Consider the following 18,688-nt stretch of genomic DNA (forward strand, 5'->3'; position numbering starts at 1 on the left):
AGTTCTCGGGCATGACGAAGATCGTCAACCACTGGATCGGCGGCAAGACCGCCGAAGGCGCGTCGGGCACGTACGGGCCGGTGACGGATCCGGCGACCGGCGCGGTCACCACGAAGGTCGCGTTCGCGACCGTGGAGGAGGTGGACGCGGCCGTCGCCGCGGCCAAGGAGGCCTTCGCGACCTGGGGCCTGTCCTCGCTCGCGCAGCGCACCTCGATCCTGTTCAGGTTCCGGGCGCTGCTGGACGAGCACCGCGACGAGATCGCGGAGCTGATCACCGCCGAGCACGGCAAGGTGCACGGCGACGCGCTCGGCGAGGTGGCGCGCGGCCTGGAGATCGTCGACCTGGCCTGTGGCATCACCGTGCAGCTCAAGGGCGAGCTGTCCACGCAGGTGGCCAGCCGGGTGGACGTGGCCTCGATCCGGCAGCCGCTGGGCGTCGTCGCGGGAATCACGCCGTTCAACTTCCCGGCGATGGTGCCGATGTGGATGTTCCCGATCGCCATCGCGTGCGGCAACACCTTCGTGCTGAAGCCGTCCGAGAAGGACCCCTCGGCGTCGATCCGCCTCGCCGAACTGCTGGCGGAGGCCGGGCTGCCGGACGGCGTCTTCAACGTCGTGCACGGCGACAAGGTGGCCGTGGACCGGCTGCTCGAACACCCGGACGTCAAGGCGGTGTCGTTCGTCGGTTCCACCCCGATCGCCCGCTACATCCACACCACGGCCTCCGCGCACGGCAAGCGCGTCCAGGCCCTGGGCGGCGCCAAGAACCACATGCTGGTCCTGCCGGACGCCGACCTGGACGCGGCCGCCGACGCGGCGGTGTCGGCGGCGTACGGCTCGGCGGGTGAGCGCTGCATGGCCATCTCCGCGGTCGTCGCGGTCGGCTCGATCGGCGACGAGCTGGTGGACAAGATCCGCGAGCGCGCCGAGAAGATCAAGATCGGCCCCGGCGACGACCCGGCGTCCGAGATGGGCCCGCTGATCACGAAGGCGCACCGCGACAAGGTGGCGTCGTACGTCGCGGGCGCTGCGGCGGAGGGAGCCGAGGTCGTCCTCGACGGCACCGGGTACACCGTCGACGGCTACGAGGACGGTCACTGGATCGGCATCTCCCTCCTCGACAAGGTGCCGACCAGCGCGAAGGCATACCAGGACGAGATCTTCGGCCCGGTGCTGTGTGTGCTGCGCGTGGACACCTACGACGAGGGCGTGGCGCTGATCAACTCCTCGCCGTTCGGCAACGGCACCGCGATCTTCACCCGGGACGGCGGCGCCGCCCGCCGCTTCCAGCTGGAGATCGAGGCCGGCATGGTCGGCGTGAACGTCCCCATCCCGGTCCCCGTCGGCTACCACAGCTTCGGCGGCTGGAAGGACTCGCTCTTCGGCGACCACCACATCTACGGGAACGACGGCACGCACTTCTACACCCGCGGCAAGGTGGTCACCTCCCGCTGGCCCGACCCGGCCGACGCCCCGGCGGGCGTGGACCTGGGGTTCCCGCGCAACCACTGATCATCGCCCGGCAGGGCTGACGAGGCCGTCCGTCATACGGACGGCCTCATTTTTTTCCGGGGCCCCGCTGCGGTTCCCGCATGCGCGCAAGGTGCCGAACGCATGGACCGATTGACGCGCGAATCAGTTGTAGATCGCGTTTCTGATGCGGATTCCGTAGGTGAACACCCATTGACGCGGCGGTTTTCGTCGGGGTTCGATGCGTGCGCCGGGAGCGGACCAGAGCACGTACGACCGAAGCCGCGGAGGCGATAACGCTCCCGACCCCACCATGTCGCACGAGTCGATCGGAACCGCCGCATGACCGACACGCTCCGCCCTGTCGAGAACGCCCCCGTCCCGGTATCGGGCAGTCCCCAGAAACTCAGGCGGTCCATCGGCGTCGTCGGCGGCACCCTGCTGACCCTGTCCTGCGTGACGCCCGCCTCCACGCTCTTCGTGGTCGTCCCCGACCTGTTCGGCTCGCTGGGCACCGCCACCGCCCTCACCATCGCCATCGGCTCCGTGCTGTGTATCGCGGTGGCGTTCTGCTACTCCGAGCTGGGCACCCTGATCCCCAGCGCGGGCGGCGAGTACGCGATGGTGTCGACGCTGGCCGGACGGCTCGCGGGCTGGCTGGTGTTCGTGCTGTCCCTGCTGGTCGTCATGATCGTGCCGCCGGTGATCGCGATCGGCACGGCGGACTACCTGGCTCCGGTCGTGCACCTGGACCCGGCCATGACGGGCGCCGGGGTCATGCTCCTCGCCACCCTCGCCGGCCTGCTGGACCTGCGCGCCAACGCGTGGATCACCGGCATCTTCCTGGTCCTGGAGGTCGTGGCCGCGGGCGTCGTCGCGGTCCTCGGCTTCGCGCACGGCGAGCGCGGGGCCGGCAGTCTGGTCTCGATGCAGGTGACCGGCGCCGGCGGGCACACGGACCACGTCACGGCCATGATGGTGGTCTCCGGCCTCGCCATCGCCCTCTTCGTCACCCAGGGCTTCTCGACCGCCGTCTACCTCTCCGAGGAACTGGAGAACCCGCGCCGCACCGTCGCCCGCACGGTCCTCGCCACCCTCGCCATCTCCTCGGTCGTCATCCTGGTCCCGGTCGTCGCCATCACCATGGGCGCCCCCGACCTCAAGGCGCTGACCGGCGGCGACCTCAGCAGCATGGTCACCGCCTGGTCGAACACCGCCGTCGGCACCTTCGTGAGCCTGTGCGTCGCGCTCGCGATCATCAACGCGGGCATCGTCATGGTCATCCAGAACTCCCGCGTGCTGTTCGCCTCGGCCCGCGACAAGGCCTGGCCCCAGCCGGTCAACAACGCACTCGCCAGGCTCGGCCGGTTCGGCTCCCCGTGGGTCGCCACCCTCGTCGTCGGCGTCCCCGGCGCACTGCTCTGCTTCGTCAACCTGGACACGCTCTACGGCGTCACGGGCGTCTCGGTGACCGGCATGTACCTGCTCGTCGCGGTGGCCGCCCTGCTGTCCCGGCGCGGCAAGCACGCGACGACGCCGGCCTGGCGGATGCCGCTGTGGCCCGCGATGCCGGTCCTGCTGATCGCGGTCCTGGGCTACATCCTCACCCAGCAGGAGGCGACCTACCTGCTGTGGACGGGCGGCATCACGGCCGCCGCCACCCTCTACTGGGCCCTCTACCTCCGCCCGCGCCGCGCGACCCGCTGGCTGGTGTCGCTCCCGGAGGACACGCGGGCCTGAGCCACCCGTTCCCGTCGCCCCCTCGCCCCCTCGCCCCCTCGCCCCTGCCGCCCGTACCACGACCGGCGGCAGGGGCGACCGCGTCGTCGTACCACGACTGCGGTACGCGGCAGCAGGCCCGTACGCCCGCAGGAGGGGCCGTGGTTCAGCCCCTCGGCTGCCCCGGTTGTCGGTGGCGGCCTTTACCGTTGACGCATGGATCTTCGACTGCCCGCATTCCGTGGGCTGCGCCGAGGGGCCGTGGCCGCCGTGGTCGCGGTCCTCCTCGTGCTGGCCGGTGTCGGGACGTGGACGGCCGCAGCTTCGGACGACGCGCCGGCCGTGCACCGCACCGACAGAGTCATGGACATGGGCGGCGGAGTACGCATCGACACCTCTTTCTTCACCTCCGGATCCGCCGGCCGCCGCCCGGCCGTCCTGCTCGCGCACGGCTTCGGCGGCAGCAAGGACGACATGACGGACCAGGCCATCACACTCGCCCGGGACGGGTACGCGGTGCTGACCTGGTCGGCGCGCGGCTTCGGCAGGTCCACGGGGAAGATCGGGCTGAACGACCCGAAGGGCGAGGTCGCCGATGTCTCCCGGCTCATCGACTGGCTGGCGAAGCGTCCGGAGGTCCAGCTGGACAAGCCGGGCGATCCGCGCGTGGGGATGGCCGGCGCGTCCTACGGCGGGGCGATCGCGCTGCTGGCCGCGGGGTACGACCACCGGGTGGACGCCATCGCCCCGGCGATCACGTACTGGAACCTGGCGGACGCCCTGTTCCCGAACGGCGTGTTCAAGAAGCTGTGGGCCGGCGTCTTCGTGAACTCCGGCGGCGGTTGTGCCGAGTTCACCGCCGAGCTGTGCCGGATGTACGAGCGGGTCGCCGAGTCCGGCCAGCCGGACGCCCAGGCGCGTGCCCTGCTCCAGGCGCGTTCGCCGTCCGCCGTGGGCAAGGACATCAAGGTGCCCACCCTGCTGGTGCAGGGCCAGTCCGACTCGCTGTTCCCGCTCGGCCAGGCGGACGCGGCAGCCCGGGTGATCCGGGCCAACGGCGCCGCCGCGGACGTCGACTGGATCGCGGGCGGTCACGACGGCGGGGACATGGAGACCAGCCGCGTGCTGGCCCGTGACACCGCCTGGTTCGACCGCTACCTGAAGGGCGACAAGGGCGTCGACACGGGGCCCGCCTTCCGGATCACCCGCACCGGCGGCATCGACTCCACGGACGGCGCGGCCCAGTTGAGGGGTGCGAGCGGCGCCTCGTACCCGGGGCTGGAGAGCGGGCAGCGGACGGTCGAGCTCAGCGGCCGTCAGCAGCGCTTCACCAACCCGGCCGGCGCCACCCCGCCCGCGGTCTCCGCGCTGCCCGGCCTCGGCGGCTCCGGCGGCCTCGCCCAGCTGTCGTCGCTGGGCGTCGGGGTGTCGCTCGACTTCCCCGGACAGTACGCGCGGTTCGACTCGCGTCCCGTGCGCCAGGACCTGTGGATCACCGGCTCGCCGACCGTGACGGTGCATGTCACGTCGACGAGCGACGACGCCGTGCTGTTCGGAAAGGTGTACGACATCGGCCCCGGCAAGGGACAGCCGGTGCTGCCCTCGCAACTGGTCGCCCCGGTCCGGGTGGAGGGAGCGAAGGCCGGCAAGGACGTCACGCTGACCCTGCCCGCCGTCGACCACGAGGTGCAGAAGGAACACCGGCTGCGGCTGGTCCTCGCCTCCACGGACCTCGGCTACGCCTCCCCTACCGCCCCCGCCACGTACACGGTCTCCCTGAAGAGCGGACTGAAGGTGCCGACGGCACCCGGGGTCGCGACCGCTGCGGCCCCGCTCCCCTCCTGGGTGTGGTGGCTGCCGGTGACCGGTGCGGTCGTCGCGGCAGCCCTGCTGCTCACGGCCCGCCGCCGTACGACGGCACCCGCGCCCGACCCCGCGCTGGCGGAGGTGCCACTGCAGATCACCGGCCTGAGCAAGCGGTACGCGAAGTCGGCGGACCGGTATGCGGTCAGGGACCTGTCCTTCCGCGTGGAGACGGGACAGGTGCTGGGCCTGCTGGGGCCGAACGGCGCGGGCAAGACGACCACGCTGCGCATGCTGATGGGCCTGATCCGGCCGGACGGCGGCGAGATCCGCGTCTTCGGCCACGCGGTGCGCCCCGGTGCCCCGGTGCTGTCACGGGTCGGGGCCTTCGTGGAGGGCGCCGGCTTCCTGCCGCACCTGTCCGGCCGGGAGAATCTCGAGCTGTACTGGCGGGCGACGGGCCGCCCGGCCGAGGACGCGCACCTGGACGAGGCGCTGGAGATCGCGGGGCTCGGCGACGCGCTGGAGCGCGCGGTGCGCACGTACTCCCAGGGCATGCGGCAGCGCCTCGCCATCGCGCAGGCGATGCTCGGCCTGCCGGACCTGCTGATCCTGGACGAGCCGACCAACGGCCTGGACCCGCCGCAGATCCGCGAGATGCGCGAGGTCATGATCCGGTACGCGGCGGGCGGCCGCACGGTCATCGTCTCCAGCCACCTGTTGGCGGAAGTGGAGCAGTCCTGCACCCACCTGGTGGTCATGGACCGCGGCCGACTGCTCCGGGCGGGCCCGGTCAAGGAGATCATCGGCTCGGGCGACACCCTGCTCGTCGGCACCGCCGCACCCGTGGAGGAACCCCTCGTCGAGAAGGTGGGCGCGCTGTCGGGCGTCGCCTCGGCGGTGCGCACGGAGGACGGACTGCTGGTCCGGCTCGACGCGGGCGGCAGCGCGCGGCGGCTGGTCGCGGAGCTGGTGCGGCTGGACGTCCCCGTGGAGTCCGTGGGCCCCCACCGGCGTCTGGAGGACGCCTTCCTGACCCTGATCGGAGGTTCCGCATGAGTGCGCTCGCCGAGCGGGCGGAGACGGCCGACGGGTACCGGGCGCGGCGGACGCTGCCGCTGCGCGTGGAGCTCGTCCGGCAGTTGAAGCGGCGCCGCACCCTCGTGATGGGCGCCATCCTGGCCCTGCTGCCGTTCGTGCTGGCCGTCGCGTTCGCCATCGGCGGCGACCCGGGCTCGCGCAACGGCCAGGTGACGCTGATGGACACGGCGACGGCGTCGGGTGCCAACTTCGCCGCGGTGAACCTGTTCGTCTCCGCCGGGTTCCTGCTGGTCATCCCGGTGGCCCTGTTCTGCGGTGACACGGTCGCCTCGGAGGCGAGCTGGTCCTCGCTGCGCTATCTGCTCGCGGCGCCCGTCCCCCGCGCCCGCCTGCTGTGGTCCAAGCTCGCGGTCGGACTCGGCATGAGCCTCGCGGCCATGGTGCTGCTGCCGGTCGTCGCGCTCGCGGTGGGTACGGCCGCCTACGGCTGGGGGCCGCTGGAGATACCGACCGGCGGCTCCCTCTCCCCGGGCACGGCGGCTCAGCGGCTCCTCGTCGTGGTGGCGTACATCTTCGTGTCCCAACTGGTCACGGCCGGGCTCGCGTTCTGGCTGTCGACGAAGACGGACGCCCCGCTGGGCGCGGTGGGCGGCGCGGTCGGGCTCACCATCGTGGGGAACGTGCTGGACGCGGTCACCGCTCTGGGCCACTGGCGCGACTTCCTGCCGGCGCACTGGCAGTTCGCCTGGGCCGACGCGGTGCAGACCCAACCGGAGTGGGCCGGCATGGTCCAGGGCACGGCGATCTCGGTGACGTACGCGCTCGTGCTGTTCGCCCTGGCCTTCCGCGGTTTCGCCCGCAAGGACGTCGTCTCGTAGAACGGCCGGACATCCCCGGAGCACAACGGCCGGGGCGCATACGGGAGCGGCCCGCCGAATCACTCGGCGGGCCGCTCCTCGTGCGCCGGACTCAGCCGTTGTTGGTGCCGTTCGCGGACAGGACCGGAACGTCGTCCAGGATGTGCGACAGCGGCTCGTCGCCCTTGGCCTGGGTGGAGTTCTCGGTGCACTGCTGGTTCTGCGGAGCGGACAGGACCGGGACGTCCTGCACGGCGACCGGCACGACGCCGACGAGCGAACCGGCGTTGACCTTCGCCGGCACACCGACACAGGGCTTGTTCAGCGAGCCCTGGATGAGCGCCATCTGGGGGCTCATCGTGCCGTAGGTGGCCGAGTTGCCGTACTGCTGCGTCGAGGTGTTGCCGTTGGTGGACGTCGTCCCGGTGTCGTCACCGAGCGCCAGCGCCTGGGGAGCGGCCGCCGCCGAGACGCCCACCACGGAAGCAGCGACCGCCGCGGCGGCCATGAACCTCTTCATCACTTGCTAGTCCCTTCTGGAGAAACCCCGTCCACCGGAGCGCTCTGGACAACTGCCGCACGGTGTCGTGGTTGCTCCCCTTCACTCCGATGGCCGATATCGAGAGGCGCGGGCGAACCCGTACGGCGGGCGCGTATTTCCAGAATTACTGCCCGCAGGGCGGGCCCGACCGGGTGAATGGCCGAAACCAATTCGCGGGTGCCGGGTTGGTCGCAGAGCAGGAACCCGTGTCTTCTGTCAGGAAGGGAACCGACATGTTCAAGAAGGCGATGGCCGCGGCGGCGGTCGCCGCTTCCGTGGTGGGCGTCTCGGCGGCGGCCGCTCCGCAGGCGCTGGCGCTCGGTGACGACACCGGGACCACGTCCACCAACTCGAACACCGTCTCGGAGTCGTTCGGCAACGCGGCCACCTCGGGCGCCATGAGCCCGCAGCTGTCCCTGGTGCAGGGCTCCCTGAACAAGCTCTGCCTCGGTGTGCCGGCCAAGGCCAACGCGGGTTCGCTCGTCGGCGTAGTGCCGGTCGCCGTGCAGGACGTCCCGGTCCTGTCGGCGTCGCAGAACCAGCAGTGCACCGAGAACTCCACCCAGGCCAAGGGCGACGAGCCGCTGTCGCACGTCCTGGACGACGTTCCGGTCCTGTCCGCGAACGGCACCGGCAACAGCTGACCGCCTTCGCCCACCGGCCGGCCGCCCCGGGGGCTTCGGGCGGCCCGGACACGGGCCGTTGTGCACATTCTTCTTTTCCCGGCATCCTCGCGAATGACTCTCGATCGCACAAAGCCACGCGGACGGCCCGCCTCGCCTTTCGTGTGTATTCACGATCGGCGTTCGGGTGAATTGCGCGGCGGCCCGTGCGAGGGAGTTGCTTCGGCCGTCTATTCCTCGTTTCACAGATGCAGGTCGTGCGGCGAGCCGTTTCGAATTGTGCTCGCTCGGTTTCGGCCGTCACAGGGGCACGACCGCACAGAAGGGAAACTCCGTGAAGCACAAGAAGAGCGCCGCCGTCGTGGCCGGCGCCATCATGACTCTGGGAATGGCCGCCCCGGCCATGGCGGACTCCGGAGCCGAGGCGTCCGCGACCAACTCCCCGGGAGTCCTGTCCGGGAACGTCATCCAGGTTCCCGTGCACGTGCCCGTCAACGTCTGCGGCAACAGCCTCAACATCATCGCGCTGCTGAACCCCACGTCCGGCAACGCGTGCTCCAACACCTGACGCAATGGCCGCGCACGGCTGAGGTCGTCACACACCAGCCGTCCGGCTGTGTCACGGCCGGCCTTGGACTGCTCTTCTCGGTTCCAGGGCCGGCTTTACCACTTCTCCCACCTCTACCAGCAGGAAGACAACGAGATTGCGACAGACCCTGAACAGGGGAATGGTCGCGGCGGCCGCCGCGACGGGCATTCTGTCCCTGTGCGGCAGCCCGGTGTTCGCCGATTCGAGCGCCAACGGCTCGACGTCCGGATCACCGGGCCTCGCGTCCGGCAACACCGTCCAGGCCCCCGTGAACGTCCCCGTCAATGTCTGCGGCAACACGGTCAACGTGATCGCCGTGCTGAACCCGGCGTTCGGCAACGCCTGCGCCAACGGCCGGGGCGCCACGGCATCCCCTGCACCCGTGACCCCCGCCCCCACCCCGACCGTCCCGGTGCAGACGCCGCCGCGCGGCAACGGTTCCGGCACCCCGACCACCCCGTCGGGGTCCGGCACCACGAACCCGCCGGGCTCCGGAGCGACGCCCCAGACGCCGGGCACGGGACAGGGCAGCCAACCGCCGGGCACCGGGACGACCCCGCCGGAAGGGACGCTGCCGCCCCAGGCAGGTGTCCCCCAGGCGAACATCCCGCGGGCCGGCGTGCGGCCCGTCGCGGCCTCGCACACCCTGCCCGCGCTGGCCGAGACCGGCAGTGAGGGTCTCCTCGCGGCCTCGGCCGTCAGCGTCGCGATGCTGACCGGCGGGCTCATCCTGTACCGACGGGGGCGGGTCGGCTCCCGCCGGTAGCGCGCCGGGTGCCGGGCGTGCCGCGTCCGGCACCCATGCCGTCGTTCACCCGTCACTTCCTCAGTTGACCGCCCAGGGGCGGCGTCCACTCCGGGCGCCGCCCCTGGGCCGTTCATCCTCGCAGGCACTTCCGCCCCGATGCGCCACCCGTGTCACAAAGAACTCCCTCCGGTCACGCATGTCGCGGCTGTGCGGGCCTTCTGTCACAGCCGGTTCACAGGCCCTTTCCGACGAGCGCCGCGGTTCGTTGACCCGGCACAGGCTTTGTGATCGCCAGCGCGGGCCCGGCTCCCCCGACGACCTCCCTCCGGTCGCCGCCGTGGCGTGCGCGAGGAGGTGCTTGAAGATGACCGACCGTCGCCTCTGGTCCTACAAGGAGATCGCCGCCCACATCAGCGTGCAGCCGGACACCGTCAGGTCCTACCGCAAGCACGGGCTGCTTCCACCACCGGACCATGTGGAGGGCGGAAAGCCCTACTGGTACGCCGACACGGTCCGGGCCTGGGTGGCCTCGCGCCCGGGCAACCGCGGCCGCGGAGAGCCCTGACCGCCTCCCCGGTGCCTCCGGGTGGCCCGTCCCGGTCGGGACGGGCCACCCGGCTGTCGCCGCCGGTGACAGGCCGGCTCAGCTCCACGGCTCGATGACCGTCACTCCCTGCCCCGGTGTCGAACCCATGGCCGCCAGCGCCTCGGGGGACGCGGCCAGCGGGATGGCCGACGTGACCAGGAGGTCGGGGCGCACGGCGCCGGAGCGGACCAGTTCCAGCATCGGCGGATACGTGTGTGCCGCCATGCCGTGGCTGCCGAGGATCTCCAGTTCCAGGGCGATCACCCGGGACATGGGGACGGAGGTGGTGCCGTTCGGGGCGGGCAGCAGGCCGACCTGGACGTGACGTCCGCGGCGCCGCAGTCCGTTCACCGACGCGGCGCACGTCGCCGGGGAGCCGAGCGCGTCGAGGGAGACGTGGGCGCCGCCGCCGGTCAGGGTCCGGACTGCTTCAGCCGTGTCGTCGGTGCCGGTCCCGTCCACACATTCCACCGCGCCGAACTTCCGCGCCAGGTCAAGGGCCTGGGGCGACACGTCGACGGCCACGACCCGCGCCCCCACGGCCGCCGCGATCATCACCGCCGACAGTCCGACACCCCCGCAGCCGTGCACGGCGACCCACTCCCCCGCGGCCGGCCGACCCTGCTGGACGACCGCCCGGAACGCCGTGGCGAACCGGCACCCGAGCGCCGCCGCCGTCCGGAACGACATCTCCTGCGGCACCGCGACCAGGTTCACGTCCGCGTGCTCCAGCGCCACGTACTGTGCGAAGGACCCCCAGTGTGTGAACCCCGGCTGGGTCTGCCGCTCGCACACCTGCTGGTCGCCCGCCGCACAGGACGGACAGCTCCCGCAGGCGCAGACGAACGGCACCGTGACCCGGTCGCCGGGCCGCCAGCGCGTCACCCGGGCGCCGACCGCCTCGACGACACCGGCGAGTTCATGGCCGGGCACGTGCGGGAGCCTGACGTCCGGGTCGTGCCCCATCCAGCCGTGCCAGTCGCTGCGGCACAGCCCCGTCGCCTCGACCCGCACCACGGCCCCGTGCTCGGACGGCTCCGGGTCCGCCACCTCACGCACCTCGGCCCGCTCCCCGTACCGCTCGAACACCACCGCACGCATACGACCGACCCTCCGCCATGTCCGCGATCCCTGCCCCGGAGATCGTCTCCTGCCGAACGCTAGTGCCCCACCCGCGTCCCGTCCCCGGGCCTCCTCGCCTCCCCTCCGCACCAGGACGCGATCCCCGCTGACGGCTGCCGAACCGAACGCGCCCCGCCGACGCACCCCCACCTCCCCTCGTCAGGTACCCCCAGGGGGTATAGTGTGATTCTCGTAAGTCCCACACGCCTCCCCCTGAGGAGTAATGCCATGACCGCGCAGACCGACACCCCGGGTTCCGTGACGACCGTCTACAAGGTGAGCGGGATGAGCTGCGGGCACTGTGAAGGCTCCGTCTCCGGCGAGATCTCCGGCATCGACGGCGTCACCTCGGTCACCGCCGTCGCGTCCACCGGCGAGGTCACGGTCGTCTCCGCCGCCCCCCTCGACGACGAGGCCGTGCGCGCCGCGGTCGACGAGGCGGGCTTCGAGCTCGTCGGCAAGGCCTGAACCACCGGCATCGCCCACCGCACCGGGCCGTACCGACCAGCTGATACTGGCTCCGCACGGCCCGGTCCGTTGTCTGGAGTCCGGACATGACCAGCACCACAGCACCAGCCCCGATGAACGACACGACCGCGCGTTCCGAGGTCGAGCTCACGATCGGCGGTATGACCTGCGCCTCCTGCGCGGCCCGTGTCGAGAAGAAGCTCAACCGGATGGACGGCGTCACCGCCACGGTCAACTTCGCGACGGAGAAGGCGAAGATCTCCTACCCCGAGGGCGTCCAGGTCGCCGATCTGATCGCCACGGTGGTGAAGACGGGCTACACCGCCGAGGAACCCCCGCCGCCGCAACGGGAACGGCCCGCCGGGACCGAGGATCCCGCGGGGCTCGAAGAAGACCCGGAGCTCGCCGCTCTCCGTCAGCGCCTGACCGTCTCCGCGCTGCTCGCCCTGCCCGTCGTGCTGCTCGCGATGGTTCCGGCCCTGCAGTTCGACAACTGGCAGTGGCTCTCGCTCACCCTCGCCTCACCCGTCGTCGTATGGGGCGCACTGCCGTTCCACAAGGCGGCGTTCACAGGTGCCCGGCACGGCGCGGCCACCATGGACACACTCGTCTCGGTCGGCACGCTCGCCGCCTTCGGCTGGTCGCTGTGGGCGCTGTTCTGGGGGCAGGCGGGGATGCCCGGTATGCGCCACGGCTTCGAGCTCACCGTCTCCCGCACGGACGGGGCGTCCACGATCTACCTCGAGGTGGCCGCCGGTGTCGTCGCGTTCATCCTGCTCGGCCGCTACCTGGAGGCCCGCTCCAAGCGGCGCGCGGGCGCGGCCCTGAAGGCGCTGCTCGAACTGGGCGCGAAGGACGTCGCGGTGCTGCGGGAGGGACGTGAGGTACGCGTTCCGGTGGCGCGGCTGGCCGTCGGCGACCGGTTCGTGGTTCGGCCCGGTGAGAAGATCGCCACCGACGGGACCGTCGTGGAGGGCGTGTCCGCGGTCGACGCGTCCATGCTCACCGGCGAGTCGGTGCCGGTCGATGTGGCGGTGGGCGATGCCGTGACCGGCGCGACCGTGAACGCCGGGGGCCGGCTGGTGGTCGAGGCGACCCGGGTCGGCGCGGACACCCAGCTCGCGCGCATGGCGCGGCTCGTGGAGGACGCGCAGAACGGCAAGGCCGAGGTGCAGCGCCTCGCCGACCGCATCTCCGGGATCTTCGTGCCCGTGGTGCTGCTGATCGCGCTCGGCACCTTCGGGGTGTGGCTCGGCGTCACCGGGGACACCGTCGCCGCCTTCACCGCGGCGGTCGCGGTGCTGATCATCGCCTGCCCCTGCGCGCTGGGCCTCGCCACCCCGACCGCCCTGATGGTCGGCACGGGCCGCGGCGCCCAGCTCGGGATCCTGATCAAGGGGCCCGAGGTGCTGGAGTCCACACGGCGGGTCGACACCGTGGTCCTGGACAAGACCGGAACAGTGACCACCGGCCGGATGACGCTCCAGGAGGTGCACGCCGTCGAGGACAGCGACGAGAAGGAGGTTCTGCGGCTCGCAGGGGCCCTGGAACACGCCTCCGAGCACCCGATCGCCCGGGCGGTCGCGGAAGGCGCTCAGAAGCACATCGGCGACCTTCCCGTGCCGGAGCACTTCGAGAACGTGCCCGGACTCGGCGTGCGCGGCCGCGTCGAGGGACACGAGGTCACGGTGGGCCGCTTCCCTGGCGTACTCCCGGAGCCGCTGGCCCGCGCGAAGGCCGGGGCCGAGACGGAGGGACGTACGGCCGTCGTGGTCGTCCGGGACGGTGTGGCACTCGGTGTCGTCACCGTGGCCGATGCGATCAAGGAGACCAGCGTCCAAGCCGTACGGGACCTGCGCGCGCTGGGGCTGCGGCCGGTGCTGCTGACCGGGGACAACCGGGCGGTGGCCGAGGCGGTGGCACGGGCCGTCGGCATCGACGGCGCGGACGTGATCGCCGAGGTGCTGCCCGAGGACAAGGTCGGCGTCGTCCGGCGGCTCCAGGGCGAGGGGCGGACCGTCGCCATGGTCGGCGACGGCGTCAACGACGCGGCCGCCCTCGCCACCGCCGATCTGGGCCTGGCCATGGGCACCGGGACGGACGCGGCGATCGAGGCGAGCGATCTGACGCTGGTGCGCGGGGACCTGCTGGTGGCCGCGGACGCGATCCGACTGTCACGGCGCACGCTCGCCACGATCAAGGGCAACCTGGCGTGGGCCTTCGGGTACAACGTGGCTGCCCTGCCGCTGGCCGCGGGGGGCTTCCTCAACCCCATGATCGCGGGTGCGGCCATGGCCTTCTCGTCGGTGTTCGTGGTCACGAACAGCCTGCGGCTGCGGGCGTTCTCATGAGGGCGCGGCAGGGACACCGACCTCGCGGCGTGGTCGCCGGGGCGGAGCGGTAAGAGTCCCTCTAGAGTCGGACGCGCGCCTCACATAAGCTCTTCACAAGGCCCGCGCACCATCCTTACGCTGGGGCCTCGATCAACGTGTCGAGGCTCTTGCGCATCTTCAGGAGGTGCGCAAGAGACACAGATCACAGTGACGTGAACGTAACCAGCGGAAGGGTTCGTGGGTCTAAGTTGGCGATGTCGGAAGCGTCTTGGGGGGCGTGACTGACATCTGGGGATGTCTTGGGGGACGTTCCCGGGAACTGCGTTGCCGGGGCACGTACACCGGGGAGCTTTGAGCGGCCCTCCCGTCCGTACGCGTCCCGGCAGACCGCACCGCAGTGGTATGCCGAGTTCTGCTCGTTTTGCTCACAGCGATTCAGGCGCTGTCCCACAGACGCCCGGCCGGATCCCGTGGGGGGAATCCGCACCGGGACATGGGAAGGCGCCCTGGTCGTCGGCCCGTGGGGGGACCGGCGCGCCGGGGCGCCTTCTGCTTTTCTGGCTCATGCGCGCGTACCGCGTGGCGTACGCCGTTCTACGAAGACGGCGTACGCCACGGGTACGTACGACAGCTACGCGGCAGCGCCGCTCAGCGCTCCTCGACCGGGACGAAGTCGCGCTCGACCACGCCGGTGTAGATCTGGCGCGGGCGGCCGATGCGGGAGCCCGGCTCCTTGATCATCTCGTGCCACTGGGCGATCCAGCCCGGCAGACGGCCGAGGGCGAACAGGACCGTGAACATCTCGGTCGGGAAGCCCATGGCGCGGTAGATCAGGCCGGTGTAGAAGTCCACGTTCGGGTAGAGCTTGCGCTCGACGAAGTAGTCGTCGGACAGCGCGTGCTCCTCCAGCTTGAGCGCGATGTCGAGGAGCTCGTCCTCCTTGCCCAGGGCGGAGAGGACGTCGTGCGCGGCAGCCTTGATGATCTTGGCGCGCGGGTCGAAGTTCTTGTAGACCCGGTGGCCGAAGCCCATCAGGCGGACGCCGTCCTCCTTGTTCTTCACCTTGCGGATGAAGGTGTCGACGTCGTTGCCGGAGTCACGGATGCCCTCGAGCATCTCCAGGACGGACTGGTTGGCGCCGCCGTGCAGCGGGCCCCACAGTGCGTTGATGCCGGCCGAGATCGAGGCGAACATGTTGGCCTGCGAGGAGCCCACCAGGCGGACCGTGGAGGTCGAACAGTTCTGCTCGTGGTCGGCGTGCAGGATCAGCAGCTTGTCGAGCGCGGAGACGACGACCGGGTCAAGCTCGAACTCCTGCGCGGGGACCGAGAAGGTCATGCGCAGGAAGTTCTCGACGTAGCCGAGGTCGTTGCGCGGGTAGACGAACGGGTGGCCGATCGACTTCTTGTAGGCGTACGCCGCGATCGTCGGAAGCTTGGCGAGCAGCCGGATGGTGGAGAGATTGCGCTGCTTCTCGTCGAACGGGTTGTGGCTGTCCTGGTAGAAGGTGGACAGCGCCGAGACCACCGAGGACAGCATCGCCATCGGGTGGGCGTCGCGCGGGAAGCCCTTGTAGAAGTTCTTGACGTCCTCGTGCAGCAGGGTGTGCTGCGTGATGTCGTTCTTGAAGACGGAGAGCTCGTCGACCGTGGGCAGCTCGCCGTTGATCAGCAGGTAGGCGACCTCCAGGAAGGTGGAGCGCTCGGCCAGCTGCTCGATCGGGTAGCCGCGGTACCGGAGGATGCCCTGCTCGCCGTCGAGGTAGGTGATGGCGGATTTATAGGCGGCGGTGTTGCCGTAGCCGCTGTCCAGGGTCACCAGACCGGTCTGGGCGCGGAGCTTGCCGATGTCGAAGCCCTTGTCACCGACGGTGCTGTCGACCACCGGGTAGGTGTACTCGTTGCCGTCGTACCGCAGTACTACAGAGTTGTCGCTCACGTCTTCCCTCACCGACGTAGTGCCTCATCTTCGAGGTGCCCTGACTGTCTCTACCATCCCCCATTTGGCGCAGGAGAGTGCACTCGGGGTCGGCCGTTGGGCTCATCGGCGGCACTGAGTGCCGTCAACCTGCTCATCCTGCCCCCCTCCGACCGGTTCCGGAAGTGCTCTGTGACCTTCGCGACTCATTTGATCGATCATTTTTTTCCATGACCGGGGTGGCGGGGCGGGGCCGCCGGGTCGACGGGAGGGCTCAGCTCTCCAGGGGCCGCGGCGACAGCCTGAAGTCCAGTGCCGTGCAGCGGCGGCCGGCCGACACCGTGCGTACCGCCTGCCCGATCGCCTTGCGTGAACCGACGAGCACCACCAGCTTCTTGGCCCGGGTGACCGCGGTGTAGAGCAGATTGCGCTGGAGCATCATCCAGGCTCCGGTGGTGACCGGGATGACCACCGCCGGATACTCGCTGCCCTGGGAGCGGTGGATCGTCACCGCGTAGGCGTGGGCCAGCTCGTCGAGCTCGTCGAACTCATACGCCACCTCCTCGTCCTCGTCCGTCAGCACCGTCAGGCGCTGATCGACCGGGTCGAGCGCGGTGACCACGCCGACGGTGCCGTTGAAGACACCGTTCTTCCCCTTCTCGTAATTGTTGCGAATCTGGGTCACCTTGTCGCCGACGCGGAAGACGCGGCCGCCGAACCGCTTCTCGGGCAGGTCCGGGCGGGCGGGGGTGATCGCCTGCTGGAGCAGGCCGTTGAGGGTGCCCGCACCGGCGGGTCCGCGGTGCATGGGCGCGAGCACCTGTACGTCGCGGCGCGGGTCGAGGCCGAAGCGGGCCGGGATCCGCCGTGCCGCCACGTCCACGGTGAGCCGGCCGGCCTCCTCCGTGTCGTCCTCGACGAAGAGGAAGAAGTCCTTCAGGCCGTCGGTGAGGGGGTGCTGTCCGGCGTTGATGCGGTGCGCGTTGCTGACGACGCCGGACTGCTGGGCCTGGCGGAACACGCGGGTGAGCCGGACGGCCGGGATCGGGCTGCCGTCGGCCAGCAGGTCCCGCAGGACCTCGCCGGCACCCACGCTCGGCAGCTGGTCGACGTCGCCGACGAAGAGCAGGTGGGCGCCCGGCGGCACGGCCTTGACCAGCTTGTTGGCGAGCAGCAGGTCGAGCATGGAGGCCTCGTCGACCACGACCAGGTCGGCGTCCAGCGGGCGGTCCCTGTCGTACGCCGCGTCGCCGCCGGGCTTCAGCTCCAGCAGCCGGTGCACGGTGGAGGCCTCGGCGCCGGTCAGCTCGGACAGGCGCTTGGCGGCGCGTCCGGTGGGCGCCGCGAGCACGACCTTGGCCCGCTTGGCCCGGGCCAGCTCGACGATGGACCGTACGGTGAACGACTTGCCGCAGCCGGGCCCGCCGGTGAGGACGGCGACCTTCTCGGTCAGCGCAAGCCGTACGGCCTGCTCCTGCTCGGGCGCGAGGTCGACGCCCGTACGCCCCTTGAGCCAGCCCAGGGCCTTGTCCCAGGTCACGTCCCGGAAGGCGGGCATCCGGTCCTCGTCGGTGCGCAGGAGGCGCAGCAGCTGCGCGGAGAGGGAGAGTTCGGCGCGGTGGAAGGGGACCAGGTAGACGGCGGTCACGGGGTCCCCTCCGTCCGGCCCGGGCACCTTCTCCCGTACGACACCGGGGTCGTCGCCGTCCTCGGGGGGTGCCGCCAGCTGCGCGAGGCACTCGATGACGAGCCCGGTGTCGACCTGGAGGAGTTTGACGGCGTCCGCAATGAGCCGCTCCTCCGGCAGGTAGCAGTGCCCCTGGTCGGCGGACTGCGACAGCGCGTACTGCAGGCCGGCCTTGACGCGCTCGGGACTGTCGTGCGGGATGCCGACGGACCGGGCGATGCGGTCGGCGGTGAGGAAGCCGATGCCCCAGACGTCGGCGGCGAGGCGGTACGGCTGGTTCCTGACGACGGAGACGGAGGCGTCGCCGTACTTCTTGTAGATGCGGACGGCGATGGAGGTGGACACCTCGACGGTCTGCAGGAAGAGCATGACCTCCTTGATCGCCTTCTGCTCCTCCCAGGCGTCGGCGATCTTCTTGGTGCGCTTGGGGCCGAGACCGGGGACCTCGATCAGCCGCTTCGGCTCCTCCTCGATGATCTTCAGGGTGTCCAGCCCGAAGTGCTGGGTGATCCGGTCGGCGAAGACGGGCCCGATGCCCTTGACGAGTCCGGACCCGAGGTAACGGCGGATGCCCTGGACGGTGGCCGGGAGGACGGTCGTGTAGTTCTCCACGGTGAACTGCCGGCCGTACTGGGGGTGCGACCCCCAGCGCCCCTCCATCCTCAGCGACTCCCCCACCTGGGCGCCGAGGAGCGCGCCGACGACGGTGAGCAGATCACCTCCGCCGCGGCCGGTGTCGACGCGGGCGACGGTGTATCCGTTCTCCTCGTTGGCGTACGTGATCCGCTCGAGCACACCTTCCAGCACGGCGAGCCGCCGCTCTCCGCCCCCGGCCGCTTCCGCCCGCCCCGCACGACTCGCCTCCTTGGTCATGATCCGACGCTACCGCCGGGGTGTGACAGACGGGGACGGGCGGACGGGACCACGGTGAGCCAGGGCAGTTCAGCTCCCGGCCGCGCACGCTCCCCTGACGTGACGTCACGCGGTGGCTCCCCTCAACCACCGGGGCGTCGAAGGAGGTTGCCGACCGCCGCACCGGCCGCGCCGCTGCCGACCGCGTCACCCCACGAGCCCGCTCGCCCCAAGTGACCCCCGTCACACAGGTCACAATCCGGTCTCGCCCTCACTCCGCCTCTTGAAGGGGGGAATGTAATCGATTCCAATCCTCTTTGTCAGTCGTGA

General features: G+C 70.9%; 14 protein-coding genes. 10 read left to right on the top strand and 4 right to left on the bottom strand.

Annotated elements, in window-relative coordinates; genetic code table 11:
- Nucleotides 1–11 precede the first annotated feature (11 nt).
- The 4 genes from mmsA to ACZ7L1_RS09140 all read left to right on the top strand — a co-directional run bounded on the left by mmsA (nt 12) and on the right by ACZ7L1_RS09140 (nt 6,913).
- Entirely contained in the window at nt 12–1,514 is a 1,503-nt protein-coding gene (gene mmsA / locus ACZ7L1_RS09125) for a CoA-acylating methylmalonate-semialdehyde dehydrogenase (protein WP_471435537.1), read from the top strand.
- Between the two features lie 300 nt (nt 1,515–1,814).
- Nucleotides 1,815–3,212 (top strand): APC family permease, encoded by a 1,398-nt coding sequence (locus tag ACZ7L1_RS09130; RefSeq protein ID WP_471435538.1) that lies wholly within the window; start codon nt 1,815–1,817, stop codon nt 3,210–3,212.
- Between the two features lie 195 nt (nt 3,213–3,407).
- Nucleotides 3,408–6,053, top strand: a complete 2,646-nt coding sequence (locus ACZ7L1_RS09135) for an alpha/beta fold hydrolase (protein ID WP_471435540.1) — start codon at nt 3,408–3,410, stop codon at nt 6,051–6,053.
- Complete coding sequence (locus ACZ7L1_RS09140; protein WP_471435541.1) at nt 6,050–6,913, top strand: ABC transporter permease; 864 nt, start codon at nt 6,050–6,052, stop codon at nt 6,911–6,913. Before ACZ7L1_RS09135 ends, ACZ7L1_RS09140 begins: the two co-directional genes overlap by 4 nt.
- Before the next feature lie 91 nt (nt 6,914–7,004).
- Here ACZ7L1_RS09140 and ACZ7L1_RS09145 read toward each other — a convergent pair whose 3' ends face one another.
- Nucleotides 7,005–7,412 carry a rodlin gene (locus ACZ7L1_RS09145; protein ID WP_471435543.1) on the bottom strand — a complete coding sequence of 136 codons (408 nt, stop codon included), beginning with the start codon at nt 7,410–7,412 and terminating at the stop codon, nt 7,005–7,007.
- A gap of 254 nt (nt 7,413–7,666) precedes the next feature.
- On the opposite strand from ACZ7L1_RS09145, the gene ACZ7L1_RS09150 reads away from it, so the two are divergent.
- The 4 genes from ACZ7L1_RS09150 to ACZ7L1_RS09165 all read left to right on the top strand — a co-directional run bounded on the left by ACZ7L1_RS09150 (nt 7,667) and on the right by ACZ7L1_RS09165 (nt 9,958).
- Nucleotides 7,667–8,077: a rodlin gene (locus tag ACZ7L1_RS09150; RefSeq protein WP_471435899.1), complete on the top strand. Its 411-nt coding sequence runs from the start codon at nt 7,667–7,669 to the stop codon at nt 8,075–8,077.
- Between the two features lie 355 nt (nt 8,078–8,432).
- A complete protein-coding gene (locus ACZ7L1_RS09155; protein ID WP_471435901.1) occupies nt 8,433–8,624 on the top strand; it encodes a chaplin in 192 nt (63 codons plus the stop codon).
- A gap of 136 nt (nt 8,625–8,760) precedes the next feature.
- On the top strand, nt 8,761–9,411 hold the full coding sequence (locus tag ACZ7L1_RS09160) for a chaplin (protein WP_471435545.1): 651 nt from the start codon (nt 8,761–8,763) through the stop codon (nt 9,409–9,411).
- Between the two features lie 346 nt (nt 9,412–9,757).
- A complete protein-coding gene (locus ACZ7L1_RS09165; protein WP_103838731.1) occupies nt 9,758–9,958 on the top strand; it encodes a helix-turn-helix transcriptional regulator in 201 nt (66 codons plus the stop codon).
- A gap of 78 nt (nt 9,959–10,036) precedes the next feature.
- Here ACZ7L1_RS09165 and ACZ7L1_RS09170 read toward each other — a convergent pair whose 3' ends face one another.
- Complete coding sequence (locus ACZ7L1_RS09170) at nt 10,037–11,080, bottom strand: zinc-dependent alcohol dehydrogenase family protein (protein WP_471435547.1); 1,044 nt, start codon at nt 11,078–11,080, stop codon at nt 10,037–10,039.
- Between the two features lie 249 nt (nt 11,081–11,329).
- Between ACZ7L1_RS09170 and ACZ7L1_RS09175 the strand changes: the two genes are divergently transcribed.
- Together ACZ7L1_RS09175 and ACZ7L1_RS09180 are read left to right on the top strand one after the other, a co-directional pair.
- Nucleotides 11,330–11,569 carry a heavy-metal-associated domain-containing protein gene (locus ACZ7L1_RS09175; protein ID WP_263230015.1) on the top strand — a complete coding sequence of 80 codons (240 nt, stop codon included), beginning with the start codon at nt 11,330–11,332 and terminating at the stop codon, nt 11,567–11,569.
- A gap of 86 nt (nt 11,570–11,655) precedes the next feature.
- Nucleotides 11,656–13,920 (top strand): heavy metal translocating P-type ATPase, encoded by a 2,265-nt coding sequence (locus ACZ7L1_RS09180; protein WP_471435548.1) that lies wholly within the window; start codon nt 11,656–11,658, stop codon nt 13,918–13,920.
- Between the two features lie 630 nt (nt 13,921–14,550).
- On the opposite strand, the gene ACZ7L1_RS09185 is transcribed toward ACZ7L1_RS09180, so the two are convergent.
- Complete coding sequence (locus ACZ7L1_RS09185) at nt 14,551–15,840, bottom strand: citrate synthase (protein ID WP_471435550.1); 1,290 nt, start codon at nt 15,838–15,840, stop codon at nt 14,551–14,553.
- Nucleotides 15,841–16,093: 253 nt separating this feature from the next.
- A complete protein-coding gene (recD2, locus tag ACZ7L1_RS09190; protein ID WP_471435551.1) occupies nt 16,094–18,379 on the bottom strand; it encodes an SF1B family DNA helicase RecD2 in 2,286 nt (761 codons plus the stop codon).
- Nucleotides 18,380–18,688: the final 309 nt, after the last annotated feature.

The organism is Streptomyces sp. NPDC107546 (genome assembly GCF_055639175.1).